This window comes from Empedobacter sp. UBA7248 (genome assembly GCF_002472945.1).
Classification (GTDB): Bacteria; Bacteroidota; Bacteroidia; order Flavobacteriales; family Weeksellaceae; genus Empedobacter; species Empedobacter falsenii_C.
Genome location: NZ_DKSU01000005.1, coordinates 388,381 through 407,761 on the forward strand (window position 1 = coordinate 388,381; position 19,381 = coordinate 407,761).

The window sequence follows — 19,381 nt, forward strand, 5'->3', positions numbered from 1 at the left end:
ACAAAACAATTTTTATATACTTTAATTTGCTTCATTACTATGTCAATTTTTTGTCATGCACAAAAAGGAAAATCAATCACAATTTTCTTAATCGGAGATTCAACTGTTGCAGATTATACAGGCGATTATGATCCTGGCAAAAACTATATGAAAAACAGATATCCAATTGCTGGTTGGGGACAAGAATTTCAACCATTTTTTGCAAAAGATAGCGTACAAGATGTGAAACATTTAGCGAATAAAAATATCATCGTCAAGGATAAAGCAAAAGGAGGTCGAAGTACACGTACTTTTTTTCAAGAAGGTAGATGGCGAGAGGTTTATTCACAACTAAAAAAAGGTGATTATGTATTGATTCAATTTGGACATAATGATGCCGCCGAAGATAAACCAGAACGATTTGTAAACTTAGAAGGTTATAAAGAATTTCTAAGATTGTATGTGGATCAAACGAGAGAAAAAGGTGCAATTCCGATTATTCTAAGTCCCGTTGCAAGAAATTATCCTTGGAAAAATGGAAAGTTAGAAAATGTACATGGCGAATATCCATTTGTCGCTAAAGAAATTGCAAAAGAAAAAAATGTTGCATTCTTAGATTTGAATCAATTATCAATGGATTTTTTTAGCCAAAAAGGACAAGAATATGTAACAAAAACCTATTTCATGAATTTTGGAGCGAATTTGTACGATGCTTATCCAAATGGACAAAAAGATAACACACATTTTCAAATTGTAGGCGCAAAAGCTGTCGCATCAATTGTTTTCAAAGAATTCAAAACTATCATTCAAAACAAAAACATTAAATAATGAAAAAATACATAAAACTACTTACAGTTGCGTTAGCAATTGTTTGTTCTACTCATTTATCAGCTCAAGTTGATGAGAATATTTACAAGGATATTGAGTTTAATATGCCGAAAGTAAAAGAAACTTCGTTCCCAAATCGTATTGTTTCAATTGCTCAATATGGCGCAAAATCGGATGGAATTTTCAAAAATACAGAAGCAATCAACAAAGCTATTTCAGAAACAAGTGCAAAAGGTGGAGGAAAAGTTGTTATTCCGCGCGGAATTTGGTTGAGTGGTCCTATCGAAATTAAAAGTAATATCAATTTACATTTAGAAGATGGCGCTTTATTGATTTTTAGTAAAGATTTTAACGATTATCCTTTAGTTGAAACAAGTTTTGAAGGATTAAATACAACACGTACTGCTTCTCCTATTTCTGCAAAAAATGCGCAGAATATTGCGATTACAGGAAATGGAACAATCGATGGAAATGGTGATGCGTGGCGTTTTGTAAAGAAGGGTAAAATGACAGATTCTCAATGGAAAAATCTAGTTGCGTCTGGCGGAGTTTTATCGGATGATAAAAAAACGTGGTTTCCAAGCGAAGGTTCTAAATTAGGTTATATCAGCAGTTCTAATTTTAATGTTCCTGATAAAATCAGCAAAGAAGATCTAATTAAAGTAAGAGATTTTTTACGTCCAGTAATGGTTAGCATTGTCAATTCGGATCGTGTACTTTTAGATGGTCCAACGTTTCAAAATTCACCAGCATGGAACATTCATCCGTTAATGAGTTCGAATATTATCATTCGAAATTTGAATGTTAGAAATCCTTGGTATTCTCAAAATGGAGATGGATTGGATTTAGAATCTTGTAAAAATGTGTTGATTTACAACAATACGTTTGATGTTGGTGATGATGCAATTTGTATCAAATCTGGAAAAGATAAAGATGGTCGCGATCGTGGAATTCCTACTGAAAATGTCATTATCAAAAATAACACAGTTTATCATGCGCACGGCGGATTCGTAATTGGTAGTGAAATGTCTGGTGGCGTTCGTAATGTTCATGTTTCTGGTGCAACTTTTATCGGAACAGATATTGGTTTAAGATTCAAGACAACTCGTGGTCGTGGTGGATTAATCGAAAATATTTATATCTCTAATATTGATATGATTAATATTCCTGCACAAGCAATTGGTTTTAACATGTTTTACGAAGGAAATTCTCCGATTGTAGAAGATGATCAAAATGCAGATGACGAAAAAAGGAATGATAAAAAAGTTCCTGTAACAGAGGAAACCCCAACAATTCGAAATATATTTTTCAAAAATATTAATGTCGTAAGTTCTCACGAAGCTTTGTTTATCATGGGACTTGCTGAAATGAATATTAAAAATATTGTGGTTGAAAATTCAACTTTCGACACGAAAAAAGCTTTAAGTATTATTGACGCTGATGGAATTCAACTGAAAAATGTAAAATTCAATTACAAAGATGGAAAAGCGGTAACAATTTTTAACAGTAAAAATGTTGATTTAAGCACTACTGAATTCAAGTCTGCTACAACTCCAGAAATTAAGATTATTGGTAATGAATCTGATAAAATCAAGTTACCAAAAGCATTTGATAAGAAGAATGTAACAAGTTCTAAAGAAGTCAAAAAGAATGCAGTTATCAATTAAAAAGATTTTGTTTGTTTTTATGATGCATATGGTGATAGCCTTCGGTCAAGTTGAGAGACCGAAGGCTTCGCCTTATACAATCGAAACGACTTACGAAAAATTAAAGAAAAATTACCCTTTTATTACGCCGATTTCTTCGAAAAACTTTGAAAACATTAATGCGTTTGAGGATATAATTTATCAAGAAAAACATCAATTAAAAGCTGATATTTATCAACCAAAAAATCAAACTAAACCCTCTATAGCAATTGTTCTTGTACATGGTGGAGGTTGGATTTCGGGTAGCAAAGAAAATCAAAAACCAATGGCTCAAACGTTGGCTTCAGCTGGCTTTGTAACAATGGCAATAAATTATAGATTAAGTGATGTTGCAAAATATCCAGCTCCTTTAGAAGATATGGATGACGCAGTTAATTATTTGATAAAGAATCGTAAAAAATATAAAATCAATCAATCGAAAATCGTTATTCTTGGCGCTTCTGCAGGTGCTCAATTGGCAACACTTTACGGCGTAAAATCAAAGAAAATTGCTGCAATTATCAATGTTGATGGAATTGTTTCTTTTATTCATCCCGAAGCTGAAGAAGGTACTTATGCCAGTTATTTTTTCGGTTATACGAAACAAGATAATTTTGAACTTTGGAAAGAAGCTTCACCTTTACAATATGTTACTTCTAAAACGCCTCCTACTCTATTTATCAATAGTTCGCAACCGAGATTTCGAGCTGGTAGAGATGATATGATGAAAAAATTAAATGATTATCATATTCTAAATGAAGCATACGAAATTAAGAATTCGCCTCATTCTTTTTGGTTGATGAATCCTTGGTTTGATGAAACGAAAGACTACATTATTGATTTTTTAACGAAACGATTCAACAAATGAAAATCATTCAATTCATTTTTATAGTTTGTTTACATTTCATCTTTATCAATGTAAATGCTCAATACAAAACAATTACTGTTGCAAAAGATCAACAAGCAGATTTTACATCTATTCAAGAAGCTATTAATTCTTTGAGAGATTTAGGACCTGATCAAGCTTTAATTCTTGTTAAAAATGGTGTTTATCACGAAAAAATTAGAATTCCTTCTTGGAAACATAAAATAACGATAAAAGGTGAAGATTCGGAGAAAACTATTATCACGAACAATGATTTTTCTGGAAAAATAGATGGTTTAACCAATCAAAAAATGACAACCTATAATTCCTACACTTTTTTGGTTGAAGCAGATGATATTCAGTTAGAAAATCTTACGATTCAAAACGAAAGTTGTAACCAAGGACAAGCTGTTGCGTTGCATGTGGAAGGCGATAAATTTGTGGCAAAAAATATTCGATTATTAGGATGTCAAGATACATTGTACACAGCCACAAATAGAAGTCGACAATATTATCAAAATTGTTATATCGAAGGAACGACAGATTTTATTTTTGGTGAAGCAATTGCCGTTTTTGAGCAATGTACTATAAAAAGTTTAGCCAATTCTTATATTACAGCTTCGGCAACACATCAAGAGCGAGAATTTGGTTATGTCTTTTTCAATTGTAGACTTATTGCAGAAGACAATTTGACAAAAGTTTATTTGGGAAGACCTTGGCGTCCTTTTGCCAAAACAGTTTTTATACATACCGAAATGGGAAAACATATTCTTCCTATAGGTTGGAACGAATGGAAAGGTGATGCAATGTTTCCTGATAAAGAAAAAACGGCTTATTATGCAGAATATAAAAGTAAAGGTTTAGGAAATAGTCCTCAGAAAAGAGCAAATTGGTCGCATCAATTAACCGAAAAAGAAATACAAAAATATACCATCGAGAATATTTTTAATGGATGGAATCCAAAACAAAATTAACATGAAAAAAATAATTTTATCAACGGTATTATGCCTATTTTTCAGCATATCATTCGCTCAAAAAAGAACCCTATTTCTTGTTGGAGATTCGACAATGGCGAATAAAGATAATCCAACTAAAAATCCTGAACATGGCTGGGGACAACTTTTGCCTGAGTTAATGAATTCTGATTTAGAAATTCAGAATCATGCGACAAATGGAAGAAGTTCCAAAAGTTTTAGAACAGAAGGAAGATGGAAAAAAGTTCAGAATCAATTGAAAAAAGGTGATTATGTAATCATTCAATTTGGACATAACGATCAAAAAATTGAAGACTCTGTTCGTTACACAAATCCTGTCACTCAATATCGCGCAAATTTGGAACAATATGTTACAGAAGCGCGTGCAAAAGGTGCTATTCCGATTTTAATGACTTCTATTGTTCGTCGAAATTTTAATGAAAAAAACGTTTTGGTTGATACACACGGTTTATATCCTTTGATTGTGCGAAATGTTGCAAAAGATTTAGATGTTCCGTTTGTTGATATGCAATATTTAACAGAGAAATTGGAAATAAAATATGGTCCAGAAAACTCTAAAAAATTGCATTTACATTATCAACCAAATGAAATTGATTATTATCCAAAAGGTAAAGACGATGATACGCATCTATCAAAACTTGGAGCCGAAGAAGTTTCGAAATTAGCGGTTAAAGAACTGATCAAGCTAAATATTGGCTTAGAGAAATATATTAAAAAATAAGTTTTAGTTTTTATTTTAAATCAATACCCCTCAACAAAAAATTTTGAAGAGGGGTATTTTTATATTTTTTTTAAAAATTATTAGTCAACAATTATTCGATTATTTACTTTTTTATTTCCAATTATTGATTGATTAATAAAATTGAAAACTTCATCCAAATATTGTTTTCTCAATCCAGACCATTCATGTTTTCCTGAATTAGAGAAAATAGCAAAAGATGCTTGACTATATTTTCTATTTAAATCCTCTAAAGTAGCAGAACCATTTAAAGGAAAAAAACCTGGTTGATTATCCAAACAACTTCTGTGCGGCGCATTGTAAGCTGGTACTACATCATCGCTTAAACCATGTACATAAACTGTTGGCAAAACACTCGATTTTGTAACATAACGGTCGTCTACAATCGCTCCGGCATAACTTACTAATCCATCAATTTTAACTTGATTGAATTGATTTCCGTACCATAAATCTCTCAAATAATAAGCATTTAGAATAGTTTCTGCTCCTGCACTACTTCCTCCTAAAATTAATTTATTAATCGAAAATTTAAGTTCTTTTGAATTATTTTGAATAAAATTTAGCGCAGTTAAAACATCAAAAGAGGCTTCTTTAAAAATCATCAACTTTTCTTGTTTTGGTAAATCACAACCAAAACCAGCCGAAGAATTTGCCAATAATCTATACGAGATAGAAACAGCTACGAAACCTCTTTCTTGAGCATCTTTCATTCGTTCAATTTCTTCTTTATCCGCTCTTGTTCCTCCTGAAAATCCTCCTCCGTGTACCCAAGCAAATACATTATAGGTTTGATTCTCTTTATAGTTTTTCGGATAATAAATATCAAACGCTAAATTATTTTTTTTATCATATACTACCGTTTTCTGCGCATATGTATAACTTATCATTAAAAATAAGGCAACTAAATATTTCATTTTTCTTCTATTTTAAATAAAAATTGCTTGACTTTAACTTCTTACGTCGTCAATTTGTCAAGCAATTTACTATAAATAATTTTCCCTTTAATTATTCTATTTTTTTACGAAATAATGATTGTGCTAATCGAATGTTCTTGCGAATTTACCTCAACAGCTTCTCCTTCTATCCATAAATTATATTGATATGGTTTATCTGTTTGATTCATCACAACCACCACAACTTTTCCGTCTTTGTTTACAAAAGAAGTCGTCATTAAATCTGAACGATTAGACGATGCCGCAATTCTTTGCGCACCTGGACGAATAAATTTTGAGAATTGACCGATGTAATAAAACGAATTTGTATACGTAACCTGTCCATTTCTAGTGTCTCCATGAATTGGTGCAAAACAGAAATTTCCTACGTGATTTGGTCCTCCTTTTTCATCCAACAAAACATTCCAATCTGTCCAAGCAACTGTACCTGAGTTAAAATCATTCATCATATTGTAACCATATTTTTCACCCAATGCCCAATTTCCCATTTGATTGTAATCAAATTGTTCTTTACAACCTTCTGTAAAAATTAAATTAACATTTGGAAAAGCTTCGTGAGTTAACGCTACATTATTGAATAAATTTACACTTCCGTTCCATGTTTCGTACCAGTGAAAACCAACTCCCCAAACATATTTAGCAGCTTCAGGATCATTCAAAATAGTTGAAGCACGTTGATAAATTAAATCTCGGTTATGATCCCAAACAATAATTTTTTTATCTTTTAATCCCTTTTGGTGGAAAGTCGGACCTAAATTCTTTTTCAAGAAATCTCGTTCTTCTTCAGCTGTATAAATACAAGATTCCCACGTTTGCGTCGCCATTGGTTCGTTCTGAATAGAAACTCCCCAAATTGGTAAACCAATTTTCTCATAATTCTCGATGAATTTCACAAAATAGTTAGCCCAAGTTTGGTAATATTCAGGTTTCAAAGAACCTCCTTTCAACATACTGTTATTCGTTTTCATCCAAGCTGGCGGACTCCAAGGACTTGCATATAAACGATAAGCGTCTTTCATTTCCGCTTTTGCCATTTTTATCATCGGAATTTTATAATTCAGATCATGTCCAATGTCAAAAGTTTTCAACTCTTTATCATTGTCTTTTACATACGTGTAACTATCGCTCGAAAAATCACTCGAATTTATTGTTGTTCTAATCAATGAATAACCAATTCCTTCTTTTTCGCTATAATAAGCTTTGATAATTTCTTGTTGAGTTTTCTTTGGCAATTTTGCTAAAACTTCCGCAGAAGCATCTGTGATTGCACCTCCAATTCCTTCAAATTTTTGGAATTTACGTTTTGGATCAATAAAAATCGCAATATCCGTTTCTTTTGGTTGCGGAAATTTTTTGACTGCTACTTTATCTGTTGATTTTGTAATTCGTTGATTAGTATTTTTTGCAGTTGTATATATTTCGATTTTCTTATTCGATAATTTAAAATCTTGCGCATTTACGGCAAAATAATTTAACAGCAAACCTGCAATAACAGGATATTTCAAATGTGATTTTGTCATAATTATTATTGAATTAAAAATTTGGCTAAAATTGGTAAATGATCTGATGGATATTTGAACTCATAGAAATCATCAATCGTATTGAAACTTTTACATGTTACTTTTGCATTCTTTTTGTAAAAAATGTAATCTAAAATTTCCGTTCCTTTTACATTGAATTTGAAATCTTCCCATGTAAAATCTGGTCCATAAACCGTTTGCGCATTAAGGCGAGTATCTAAATATTTATTTTGAATATATTTTACAGAAGCATCATCATGATTCATGTTAAAGTCTCCCATAAAAAATGCTGGATAATCTTTTTTACTTGTTAAATCATGAATTAATTGATCGATTAATTCTAACGATTTTTGACGCGCAACTTTTCCAACGTGATCAAAATGAGTATTGATTACCCAAAATTTCTTCTTTGTTTTCTTGTCTTGAAATAATCCATAAGTGATAATTCTGTTGTATGCTGCATCCCAACCTTTTGATTCTTTTTCTGGCGTTTCTGACAACCACATTGTTTTTTGTTCTAAAACTTTGTATTGATCTTTTTTGTAAAAAATCGCCGAATATTCAGCATTTTTATCACTTGAACGAGGTTCTCCAATAAAATCTAATTGTGAATCATTTTGTTTGATAAAATCTAGTTGAGGAACTTGAGCTTCTTGTACACCAACAAAATCAGCGTCATAATATTTGATTAAATCAACCAATTTTTGTTTGCGAATATTCCAATGATTTGCGCCATCATCAACAGAGGCTAATCTAATGTTGTAAGACATAATTGATAAATTTTGTTGAGCAAAACCTATCATTGTCATGATTAAAACTAAACTTAAACTAATATATTTTTTCATGTGTGAATTTTTGTAAAAATCCAAGTAAGCACTTACATACTTACTTGGTTGAGAAATAAAACTAAATTTCTAACTATATATGAGGAATTTAATCAACTAAAGTAAAACTTGTTTTAAGTGAAGCGTTAGAATCTCCTCCAACAAAAATGTCGAAATCTCCTGCTTCTGCAACATAGTTCATATTGATATCGTGGAATTTTAAATCTTCTGGAGTTAATGTAAACGTAATTGTTTTTGTTTCTCCTTTCTTAATCATGACTTTATCAAAACCTTTCAATTCACGAACTGGACGCGTTACACTTCCTACTAAATCACGAACATATAATTGTACCACTTCTTCTCCATCGTAGTTTCCTGTATTTTTAACATTTACAGTTACTTTGATTTCATCTTTTCCATTTTTCATTGTTGATTTATTCACTTTTAAATTACTATAATCAAACGTTGTATAACTTAAACCGTAACCAAATGGATATAAAGGCGAATTTGGAGAATCTGTGTAACGAGATTTATATTTTTGCTCTGCATCACTTTCTCCTAAATAAGGACGACCTGTATTTTTTTGATTGTAATGAATTGGAATTTGACCAACAGAACGAGGGAATGTCATAGGTGTTTTAGCCGAAGGATTATATTTACCATACAAAACATCTGTAATCGCTAAACCTCCCATTGTTCCTGGATACCATGCATATAAAATTGCATCCATATTATCATTCTCCCAATAAATTGTCATTGGACGACCAGACATTAAAACTAAAACAATTGGCTTACCAAGTTTCTTTAATTCTTTTAATAATTCTTTTTGATTTCCTGGTAAATCTATATTTGTTTGAGAAGCCGCTTCACCAGTTTGGTTTTCGTTTTCGCCCATTACAGCAACAATTACATCTGAGTTTTTCGCTATATTAATTGCTTCTTGAAAACCATCAGTTTTAGACGAATTAAGTTCTGTTCCTTGTGCATAAGTAATTTTTGCATTTTTACCTAAAACATCATTCAACCCTTCCCAAACAGACCATGCTTTTCCATAACGATCTCCACGTGCAGCCCAGTTTCCAATGATATTTTTCTCATCTTTTACTAATGGACCAATTACTGCAACTTTTTGAGATTCTTTTAATGGTAAAATTTGTTTCTCATTCTTTAATAAAACCATTGATTTACGTGCAACATCACGAGCTTCATTTAAAAACTCTTGTTTCATTACCGTTTCTTTCTCACGTTTTGAATTTGAATATCGATATGGATCTTCGAAAAGTCCTAAGTCATATTTTGCTTCCAAAATTCTACGAACTGCAGTGTCAATCACATCTTGTTTTACTTTTCCTTCTTTTACCAATTTCGGTAAATGATTAAGAAAAGCACCACTCATCATATCCATTTCAATACCTGCTTCAACCGATTTTAGAGTTGCTTCTTCCAAATCTTTTGCAATTCCATGAGGAACTAATTCCTGAATCGCAGTATAATCTGTTACAACAAAGCCTTTATAATTCCATTCTTTACGTAAAATTTGATCGTACAAATATTTACTTGCTGTAGAAGGAACTCCTCCAATTTCGTTGAAAGACGTCATAAAAGATCCAGCACCAGCATCAACAGTAGCCTTGAAAGGAGGTAAAATATAATCTCTTAAGAATCGATCCGAAATTTCTACCGTTCCATAATCACGTCCAGCCTGCGCCAAAGCATATCCTGCAAAGTGTTTTGTACACGCTAAAACGGTATTCAAATCATATAAACTTTTACCTTGAAAACCATTAACACGCGCAATTGCAATTTTACTTCCTAAGAAAGTATCTTCACCTGCACCTTCAGAAACACGCCCCCAACGAGGATCAAAACCGATATCAACCATCGGGGCAAAAGTCCAATGAACTCCACCAGCAGCTGTTTCTTCAGCAGCAATTCGAGCCGATTTTTCAATTGCTTTTAAATCCCAAGAAGAAGCTTCTCCAAGTGGAATTGGAAAAATAGTTTCGTATCCATGAATCACATCATATCCAAAAATTAATGGAATTCCAAGACGTGTTTCTTCAACAGCTATTTTTTGTAATTTTTTGGTAATATCTGTTGTCGTTGCGTTAAACACAGACCCCATCATACCTTGTTTCGTGTATTTTATATAATTTTTATCAATTGCAGATCCTGTAACATCACCTCCGTCATAGGTATATTGTACCATCTGCCCTACTTTGTCATCAATCGTCATTTGACCCATTACGTAATCAATAAATTCTGATTTCGATTTTGATTTATCAAACTTTATTTTTTGCGCATAAGTATTGAATGCTAATCCTAAGAAAGCAATTGAATAAATTAGTTTTTTCATTTTTTTGATTTTAATTCGAGGCTGTCGTTTTGAATTTCAATTTTTCTAAACCTCTTTGTACATCTTCATTTTGCATAAACAATTTCCACAATAATCCAGAGCGATAATTCTCTATCATTGGTGTAATTGTTCCTTGATCTATCGCCAAATATTTTGTAATCACTCGATCATTCTTTACATCAACCGCATCATATGGACCTGCTACTCCAATCAAGCTTTTGTTTTGTTTTTCATAAATAAACTTCAAGAAATCCATAGATTCTTTTGGTGTATATGGAAAAGATGATAATGCTGCTGTAGGCGTAATTACATTATTGTCATTTAATGGAGAATGAGCTGTATAACCTTCTGTTCCATCTGGATTGAAGGTATAACTTGCTGTTAATCCCCACATATTTTTTTTGTACTTCTTGAAACTCTCCGTTTTTTGTTGATTGTAGATGTAATGAATCTTTGCTTGATTTTTCACCACTTTTCCATAATCAATACCAATTCCATCTATTAAATTGTTCGGATTAAGTCCAATAAAAGAATATTGTGCCCAAAATAATGGACCTACATTTTTATCAGCTCCATTATGTTTAACAATCAATGGAACTCCATATGCAGAATCATTTGATTTTATATCCCCATTTCTCGTCCAACCGTTGTAATAAACTTCTGAATTGATCGAATATTTTGGAGAAGCCGCAGCAATAACATACGTAATCAAGGTTTCATCAAATCCTTTTAATGGAAAATTGATTTTCCATTCGTAATTTGGTGACCAATGCCAATACAACACATTTTCTCCACGTGTATAAAAATTGAAATCGATTTCTTTCCAAAGTTGATCAGCTAATTGCGAAATCTCTATTTCTTTCTCATTTTTAGAATCTTTGAAATATTCTTTCAAACAAATTAAACCCTGAGCAAGAAATGCAGTTTCTACCAAATCACCTCCGTTATCGTAAGTACTAAAAGCTTTTACTTTTCCTGTTTCGCCATTCAACCAATGTGGCCAAGCACCATGAAAACGATCTGCTTTTTGTAAAAATTTCAATCCTGTTAAAATTCGTTCAGTTGCTTCTTTTCTTGGAATAAATTCTCTATCAATACCAACAATTAAACTCATTAAACCAAATCCAGTTCCTCCTGTTGTAATGATGTTAGAATCATTTTCTGGATAAAAACCATCAGGATGAAAACGTTCGCGAGCTAATTTTGAATGAGGTTCAGCATAATCCCAAAAATATTGAATCGTCTGTTTCTGAACTTTATCTAACAGCTTATTTTCTTGTTTTGCTTGAGCAAAAGCACTTGCGCCACATAAAAGAGCGCAAGTAACTATTGTTTTATTTAATTTAACCATTACCAACCTGGGTTTTGAGTCATTGTTGGAGTTTGAATAATTTGTCCATTTGGAATTGGGAACAATTCGTGTTTTCCAGTAACGAAAGTTTTACCATTTTTCGCCATCATTTCTTTTGCTTGACCAGTACGAACTAAATCAAACCAACGATCATGCTCAAATGCTAATTCTAAACGTCTTTCGTTCCAGATTTTTAAACGCAATTGATCTTTAGACATATTTGCCACTGGAGCTAATTTAACACGTGTTCTAACGCGATTAAGAGGTGTTAAAGCGTCTTGACCAATCTCGTTTGCGGCTTCAGCTTGAATTAATAAAACTTCAGAAAAACGAATTACACGGATATTTTTGTCACCATCAGCAGAACCAAGATTCGCACTTGAATACGCTTTTTCGTTATACATCGGGTTTTCTACAGAAGTTGGAACTAAACGACCGTCATATAAAGTTTCACCTCTAAAAATGATTGTAGCATCGCGACGAATTGCATCTCCTTCAGCATTAAAAGCATCTAATAAATTTTGAGAAGGAACATTGAATCCCCATCCCCAACCTCCAGTACCACGAGCACCTTGAGTTTCTGAATATTGTTGAACACCATGTGCAACAGCATCTCCACGAGCTTGAATTTCAAATAAAGATTCTTTACCGTTCTCAGTTTCTTTTCTCCAAGTTGTTGCGTAATCACTTTCTAAATCGTAAATACCAGAATTAACAACAGTTGTAGCCATATCGTATGCTTGTTGATTTTTTCCTTGGTATAAATATACTTTTGCTAATAAAGCTTGAGCAGCTCCTTTTGTTGCACGTCCTAAATCTTTTGCAGCATACTCATTTTTAGTAGGAAGTTTTGATATTGCATCTAATAAATCTGCTTCAATGTATGCATAAACTTCTGCTTTTGGTTTACGTAGTGCATAAGATGCAGGTACATCTAATTCTTGTATCACAGTATCTCCAAACATACGAACCAAATAGAAATAAGAAACAGCTCTCAAAAATTTTGCTTCCCCAATTAATCTATTTTTTTCTGCATCTGTAATTGATGATTCTGTCGTATATTTTATTGAATATGACGCTCTACCAATTGTTTTATAAAAACGTTTCCACATTGCTTCGATAGAACCTGTTGTAGAACTATGTAATAATTCGTCTAAATCTCGTTTATCTCCACCATTATCTGTAGAAGAACTTCCTTTATCTGCATTATCAGAAATCATTTCAGTAACTCCTAACCAAGAGAATGCATAATCCCAATCTGTAAACATTCCGTAAATACCATTCACATATTTTTCTGGAGATTGAGAAGCTTGATCATCAATTGCAATATTTTCTTGAGAATCAACATTCAAAAAATCACTTGTACAAGAACTTAATGTTCCGATTGAAAGAATAGAAGCTAATGTTACTATTTTAAATATATTTTTTTTCATTTTTTTAAAATTTTCTAGATTAGAATTCTACGTTTAATCCAACTAAAAATGTTCTAACATTTGGATATGCAGAGAAATCCATTCCTGTTGTTCCATAAGGACTTCCGTCGTAACGTTTTCCTTTTACATTATCTAAAGTTAATTCCGGTGTAAATCCTGAATATTTCGTAATCATGAATACATTTTGTGCACTAACATATAATCTTAAGTTTCTGATAAAATCAATTTTATCTCTAAAATTATATCCTATTGTCATGTTACTTAATTTGAAGTAATTACCTTTCTCTAAATAATAAGAAGAAGCAACTTGATCACGCTCCGCTCCAGGATGAGAATTTGTACTACCAGCTCCTGTCCAACGATCATTGAACATATCAACTGTTATATTTTCTCCTCCTAAACGTGTGTTTTTGATACCATTGTAAATCTTATTACCACCAGCTCCATAACCACTAATCGTTAAATCGAAGTTTTTATATTCTAAACTAACATTAATTCCATAGTTATATTTTGGAATATATGATCCCATGAATTTTTTATCACGATCATCAATAACTCCATCTCCATTTTGGTCTTTGTAACGTAAATGTCCTGGGCGAGCACTTGATAAATGAGCATTGCTATTTATTTCATCTTGTGTTTGCCAAACACCTTCTACTTCATATAACCAGAAAGAACCCAGTGGTTGACCAGCTTCTAAACGTTTTGCAATTTGTCCATTTCCTAAAGAACCTCCTGTCATTCCAGAATATCCTTGTTTAACAGATTTCACTTCATTTTCGTTGTAGTTGAAGTTACCACCAATCGAATATCTAAATCCTCCAGCTGTTTGATTACGATAATTTAATGCTATTTCAAAACCTTGATTTACTACTTTTGCAGCATGATCTCTGTAGTTATCTTCATATGGTCCTGAATAAATAGATGTTACATTCAATATTACATTTTTCGTTGTCTTGTTGTAGTAATCTAAACTTCCTGATAATTTACCTTTCAATAACTCGAAATCTAAACCTGTACTCCATTCATCTACTACTTCCCATGAAACATTAACAGCAGGAGCTCCTATATATGCTCCAAAAATTAAATCTTGACCAGGTCCAAAAACATAATTCACATTACTGCTACCTGTTGAAGTAGAAATTGTTGTATAATTAAATGGTATATCAGCATTACCTAAACGTCCCCAACCTCCACGAAGTTTTAAGAAAGAAATTACGTTGCTATCTTTTAAGAATTCTTCATTAGAAATATTCCACGCGGCAGAAACTGATGGGAAAGTTCCCCAATATTCTTTATTTTTCTTAAACTGGCTTGAACCATCTCTACGAATAATTCCTGAAACGTAGTATTTATTTGCGTAATTATATTGTAAACGAGCAAAATAAGAAGCAAAAGCAATTGGAGTATAATTATTTTGATCCATTGCAGCTTTGTATTGTCCAGAAGCATGATGAGCTGACCAATATTGTTCTTTATCAGGAACATCATATACTGTGATATCTGAATATTGACCAATACCCATTTTTTCAGCAGAAACTCCCGCAACAACATTGAACGAATGATCTCCAAATTTGCGATCAAATGTTACGAAGTTTTCCCATGACCATCTAAATGTTTCTACATTATTTAGATTTAGAGAGTTATTCATATAAGTTGAACTCGCAGGATTCTTCGCTTTTAAACCTTCAAACTCAGCAGCAGTTCTAATTGGGTTACCAGCAATCCATCTTTCTTTAATTGGATTAAATTCTCTGTATTTGTACCAATATTTTGTTCCTCCAGCACGAGAAGTTACTGTTAACCCTTTTGTAAGTTTCAACTCTGCTTCTATATTTCCTTGAAGTGTAGTAGAATTAGCTTTTTGATTATCATAATACAATGTTGACATTGGGTTACCATGAGAGTTCAAATTACTTGTCACCTCTCCAGGTTTTGCAACATATGTTACTTCTCCTGTTGTTGTATTAAAAATTGGTAAACCCCATCTTCCGTTATCATATTTTACAGGAACCAATGGTGATTGACGGTAAGCTACATCAAATGCTCCATATGGTTTAGGATTCTCTCTAGAAAAAGTAGCACTAACATTTTGTTTAATCTTTAAGATTCCATCAAACAATTTATAGTCATTATTACTACGAACAGTTGTTCTTTTGAAGTTATTTCCTTCTAAGATTCCTTTCTCTTCGAAATTATTAATACTGAACATGTAATTAATATTTTCTCCAGCGCCAGCTAACGAAACATTATTACTAATTAATTGTCCTGTGGTTAACATTTCATCAAACCAATTCGTGTTATATTTTTGATTTGTAGAAATCAAAGAACCTCCTGTTGCTTTTCTTTGTTCATTAAAATAAGTTATGTACTGATTAGCATCAGCCATATCTACCATATTCATAGTATTTCTTACTCCAATATATGAATCATAATTAACTCTAATCTTTCCTGTTTTACCACGTTTAGTTGTTACAACAACTACACCGTTTGCACCACGAACTCCATAAATAGCTGAAGATGCTGCATCTTTTAAAACATCAATTTTTTCAATGTCATTTGGATTAATATTGTTAATATTTGGAACAATTAATCCATCCACAACATATAAAGGAGCTTTCCCTCCTAGGGCTGTACCCATTCCGCGAACCAAAACAGTTGGTGTACCACCTGGAGTATCTGTATTAATGATATTAACACCAGCTAATTTCCCCTGCAAAGACTGCATGGCAGTTGTACTTGCAATTTGCGTAATGTCTTTAGCATTAGCTGATGACACAGCTGATGTAAGATCTGATTTCTTAACAGTACCATATCCAACCACAACGGCTTGATCTAGTATAATAGAATCACTTTCGAAAGGATCTCCTATCTGTATAGAATCGTTAGTAACTTGGGCATTTACACAGAAAGACCCGAGAATAAATAATGGAAGAAAATATTTTTTCATTCTATTTCAATAAATGGTTATTTCAAAAATAGAATGTTTTAACACTTGATTAACAAGTAATAATTTCGGTTAGAATAACTTTCTTAAAAAACAAAATATATTATATTAAATATCAAATAATTATGTGATATTAAATTTACAATATGATGTAGTTATGATGTAATTTATTTTCCGATATTTAAAAATTAATCATATATTTATTTAGGTTTATTTCAGAAGGAATTTGCATTTTTTTGCGTAATCTATATCGTTGTAGTTCTACCGATCGATAATTAAGGTGCATTAAAGGAGCAATCTCTTTGGTTGATAAATTCATTCGAAGGAAAACACACAGTTTTAAGTCTTTTGCTGTTAAATTAGAATATTTCTCAGCTAATCTCTTAATAAAATCTTGGTGAATTTCCTGAATATTTAATTCGAAATTTTGCCATTCATTTCTGTTGTAACTATATTCCGAAAACGTTTTCTCAAATTTCTTTTTTAATTTTTTATTGATTTCATTCATTTCCAATTGAGAAAACAATTGATTAATTTCTAAGATCATAGCACGTTGATTAGCTAATTTCAAAGCTTGTCCAGCCAATTCTGTAGATTTCGTTTGTAAAGAAGTTTCTAAATATTGTTTTTCTTTATGATGATTCAATTCTTTTAACTCTTGTTGATGCTTCATTTCCATCAAATTCAATTCATATTCAAATTGCTTTTGTTTAATTCTGAAACTTTGTTTCAACTTCATTCTGTTATATTTATAAATAGCTAAAATCGATCCAACAATTAATAAAATATAAAATAATATCATCAAATTTGATAAATACCAAATCTTCTTAACCCGAAAATCAAAATGATTCAACTCCACAAAATTTCCATCTTTTAGAGCATAAATAGACAATTGATATGAACCGCTTTCTAATTGTTTATAATTAATTATAGGCTGATTAAGCGGTTGAATTTTAGAGTTATTTAATTGATAATACAATTGATAATTTGCAAAATCATCATTCAAAATTGAAACATAAAAATCTATATAATTATTTGAATACTCAATATTAGGTTCATTATTCAAAACCGTTTGATTGATTTTTGCTTTAATTTTTACCTTTGGTAATTCGCGACGTATAGATTTTAAATCATATTTCAATAATCCGTTTTCGAGGTTAATGTATAAAAACTGATCGTTGATTTTAGCCGTTAAATTGTCATCAACTAATTTTCCATCATACAATTTTTTTGGAATTAAATAATGAATCAATTTATTCTGTTCCACTTTAGAATAATACAGAATATTATCCGCTTCAACTAAATAGCGATTCTCCTTTAAATAACGAATTCGATTAATATTCTTTAATTTCGAATCTAAATTCTCGTCAGAAAATAAATTTTTATTTATATCATAACGGACTAAATGTTGATCGTCAATCAGTACAAAAACCTTATTATCTTCGAGAATAGTTTGCGGATTAACTAATTTTTTATGTTGGTAAAATATCTCCTTTCCTGTTCTATTTTTAAGATCAAATAAATACAAACCACCATTTTTTCCTGTTCCTAAAATCTTATTTTCAACAATAATAAAATCAATAATTGGAATAGTTAAACTAGAAACTTTAGTAGATTCTTCATGAGAACCTTGCATATATTCATTGATTCCTGTAAAAGATGATTGATATAATTTATTTCCATATTTGATCAATTTAAAACCTCCATTTGTAGAAGAAATCTTATTCAATAATCCTGAATAAATGTAAGTTCCCCAACTATCCGAAACATAAATTGTATTATCAATATTTGTTACATTCCAAATCAAACCTTTTTCGAGAACTGAATTTGTTTGGTTTAGAGTATTCGAATAATTATAAAATCCGTGATTTGTTCCCAACAAAATATTGTCTTTGTAAAAATCGAACGAAAAAACATTTCCTAAATGACCATTATAATCATATAATAGTTGAGTTTTATTTTTCAATTCTATTTTCGAAATACCTTTGTCCGTTCCAAGCCAAGCATTTCCTTTAGAATCTATTCTTATATTTTGGATTGTATTACTGATTAATCCAGAGTTTTGATTGTAATTTTTGTAAGAATTAGTTTTTAAGTCATATACATAAATCCCATTGTTTGATGTTCCAATGATTAATTTATCTTCTAATCTAATCATTTTTAACACTAAATAATTCTTTAGCATTTTATTGAATTCCACATTGAACTCTTGTAAACCAGCTGTTTTATTATACTTAAAAATTCCTTCTGTTAGTGTACCAACTAAATAATCATTATCATATTTTTCTATTCCATGAATGACAATTGATTTACCTTTTTCAATTTCAAATAACGGCTCAAAATGTCCATTTTTAAATTCGAAAATACCTTTAGAAATAGTGGCTACTAACATTTTACCCTTCACCAAATAAACGTAAGAGGAAAGCGCAGGTAATTTGTATCTTTTAACTGTTTTACCATCAAATTGAAAAAGGTAATTGAACGATTGAAAATAAATAGAACGATTATGATAAAATATTTTCCAGATTTCTTCTTGTTCTAACCCTTCAAAACTTTTGAATTTATCTGAAATTGAAATATAAACTTTCTTTCCTTCAATCGTTTTCCAATACCCAAAATTATTTAATGCACCTGAATACAATACATTATTCATTGTAAAAACAGAACGTATAATTGTTAAGCTATTTGGCGAATATTTTTCCCAAAAATTACCATCATATTCTAAGATATTTCGATTGTTCGCAAAATATACTCTTCCTTGCTTTTGATTTTCTGTAATATCCCAAATAGGCGATTCGCCCAAATATTCGCTTTTAGAGTAATTCGAAATAATTGGCGCAAACGATTGAGATTTGCTATAAGTGGAAACAAGTAAAAATAGAATAAATAAGCTTCTCATTGTGCAA

13 protein-coding genes are annotated in these 19,381 nt (G+C 31.4%); 5 read left to right on the plus strand and 8 right to left on the minus strand.

The features are described from left to right. Positions 1–39: 39 nt before the first annotated feature. The 5 genes from B4A23_RS04175 to B4A23_RS04195 are packed head-to-tail and all read left to right on the plus strand — an operon-like array spanning position 40 to position 5,073. Positions 40–807: a rhamnogalacturonan acetylesterase gene (locus B4A23_RS04175; protein WP_291117211.1), complete on the plus strand. Its 768-nt coding sequence runs from the start codon at positions 40–42 to the stop codon at positions 805–807. After that, positions 807–2,474 carry a glycoside hydrolase family 28 protein gene (locus B4A23_RS04180; RefSeq protein ID WP_291117214.1) on the plus strand — a complete coding sequence of 556 codons (1,668 nt, stop codon included), beginning with the start codon at positions 807–809 and terminating at the stop codon, positions 2,472–2,474. Before B4A23_RS04175 ends, B4A23_RS04180 begins: the two co-directional genes overlap by 1 nt. Next, positions 2,458–3,360, plus strand: coding sequence for an alpha/beta hydrolase (locus B4A23_RS04185; RefSeq protein ID WP_291117217.1), 903 nt, complete (start codon positions 2,458–2,460; stop codon positions 3,358–3,360). The genes B4A23_RS04180 and B4A23_RS04185 overlap by 17 nt, the downstream gene beginning before the upstream one ends. After that, positions 3,357–4,331 carry a pectinesterase family protein gene (locus B4A23_RS04190; protein ID WP_291117220.1) on the plus strand — a complete coding sequence of 325 codons (975 nt, stop codon included), beginning with the start codon at positions 3,357–3,359 and terminating at the stop codon, positions 4,329–4,331. The genes B4A23_RS04185 and B4A23_RS04190 overlap by 4 nt, the downstream gene beginning before the upstream one ends. A gap of 1 nt (position 4,332) precedes the next feature. Then, entirely contained in the window at positions 4,333–5,073 is a 741-nt protein-coding gene (locus B4A23_RS04195) for a rhamnogalacturonan acetylesterase (RefSeq protein WP_291117223.1), read from the plus strand. An 80-nt stretch (positions 5,074–5,153) separates the two neighbouring features. Here the strand turns inward: B4A23_RS04195 and B4A23_RS04200 are convergent, their stop codons facing one another. From B4A23_RS04200 to B4A23_RS04235, 8 genes are all read right to left on the minus strand, one after another. Beyond that, positions 5,154–6,005, minus strand: a complete 852-nt coding sequence (locus B4A23_RS04200; RefSeq protein ID WP_286512951.1) for a carboxylesterase family protein — start codon at positions 6,003–6,005, stop codon at positions 5,154–5,156. Between the two features lie 104 nt (positions 6,006–6,109). Beyond that, a complete protein-coding gene (locus B4A23_RS04205; protein ID WP_038330446.1) occupies positions 6,110–7,564 on the minus strand; it encodes a glycoside hydrolase family 30 protein in 1,455 nt (484 codons plus the stop codon). Positions 7,565–7,569: 5 nt separating this feature from the next. Next, positions 7,570–8,409 (minus strand): endonuclease/exonuclease/phosphatase family protein, encoded by an 840-nt coding sequence (locus tag B4A23_RS04210; RefSeq protein ID WP_291117227.1) that lies wholly within the window; start codon positions 8,407–8,409, stop codon positions 7,570–7,572. An 88-nt stretch (positions 8,410–8,497) separates the two neighbouring features. Beyond that, entirely contained in the window at positions 8,498–10,744 is a 2,247-nt protein-coding gene (locus B4A23_RS04215) for a glycoside hydrolase family 3 N-terminal domain-containing protein (protein WP_291117230.1), read from the minus strand. 10 nt (positions 10,745–10,754) lie between these two features. Beyond that, a complete protein-coding gene (locus tag B4A23_RS04220; RefSeq protein WP_291117233.1) occupies positions 10,755–12,095 on the minus strand; it encodes a glucoamylase family protein in 1,341 nt (446 codons plus the stop codon). Next, positions 12,095–13,528 (minus strand): RagB/SusD family nutrient uptake outer membrane protein, encoded by a 1,434-nt coding sequence (locus B4A23_RS04225; protein WP_291117236.1) that lies wholly within the window; start codon positions 13,526–13,528, stop codon positions 12,095–12,097. The genes B4A23_RS04220 and B4A23_RS04225 overlap by 1 nt, the downstream gene beginning before the upstream one ends. Before the next feature lie 19 nt (positions 13,529–13,547). Beyond that, positions 13,548–16,478, minus strand: coding sequence for a SusC/RagA family TonB-linked outer membrane protein (locus B4A23_RS04230; RefSeq protein WP_291117239.1), 2,931 nt, complete (start codon positions 16,476–16,478; stop codon positions 13,548–13,550). 178 nt (positions 16,479–16,656) lie between these two features. Continuing rightward, positions 16,657–19,374: a helix-turn-helix and ligand-binding sensor domain-containing protein gene (locus B4A23_RS04235; RefSeq protein WP_291117242.1), complete on the minus strand. Its 2,718-nt coding sequence runs from the start codon at positions 19,372–19,374 to the stop codon at positions 16,657–16,659. Positions 19,375–19,381 lie beyond the last annotated feature (7 nt).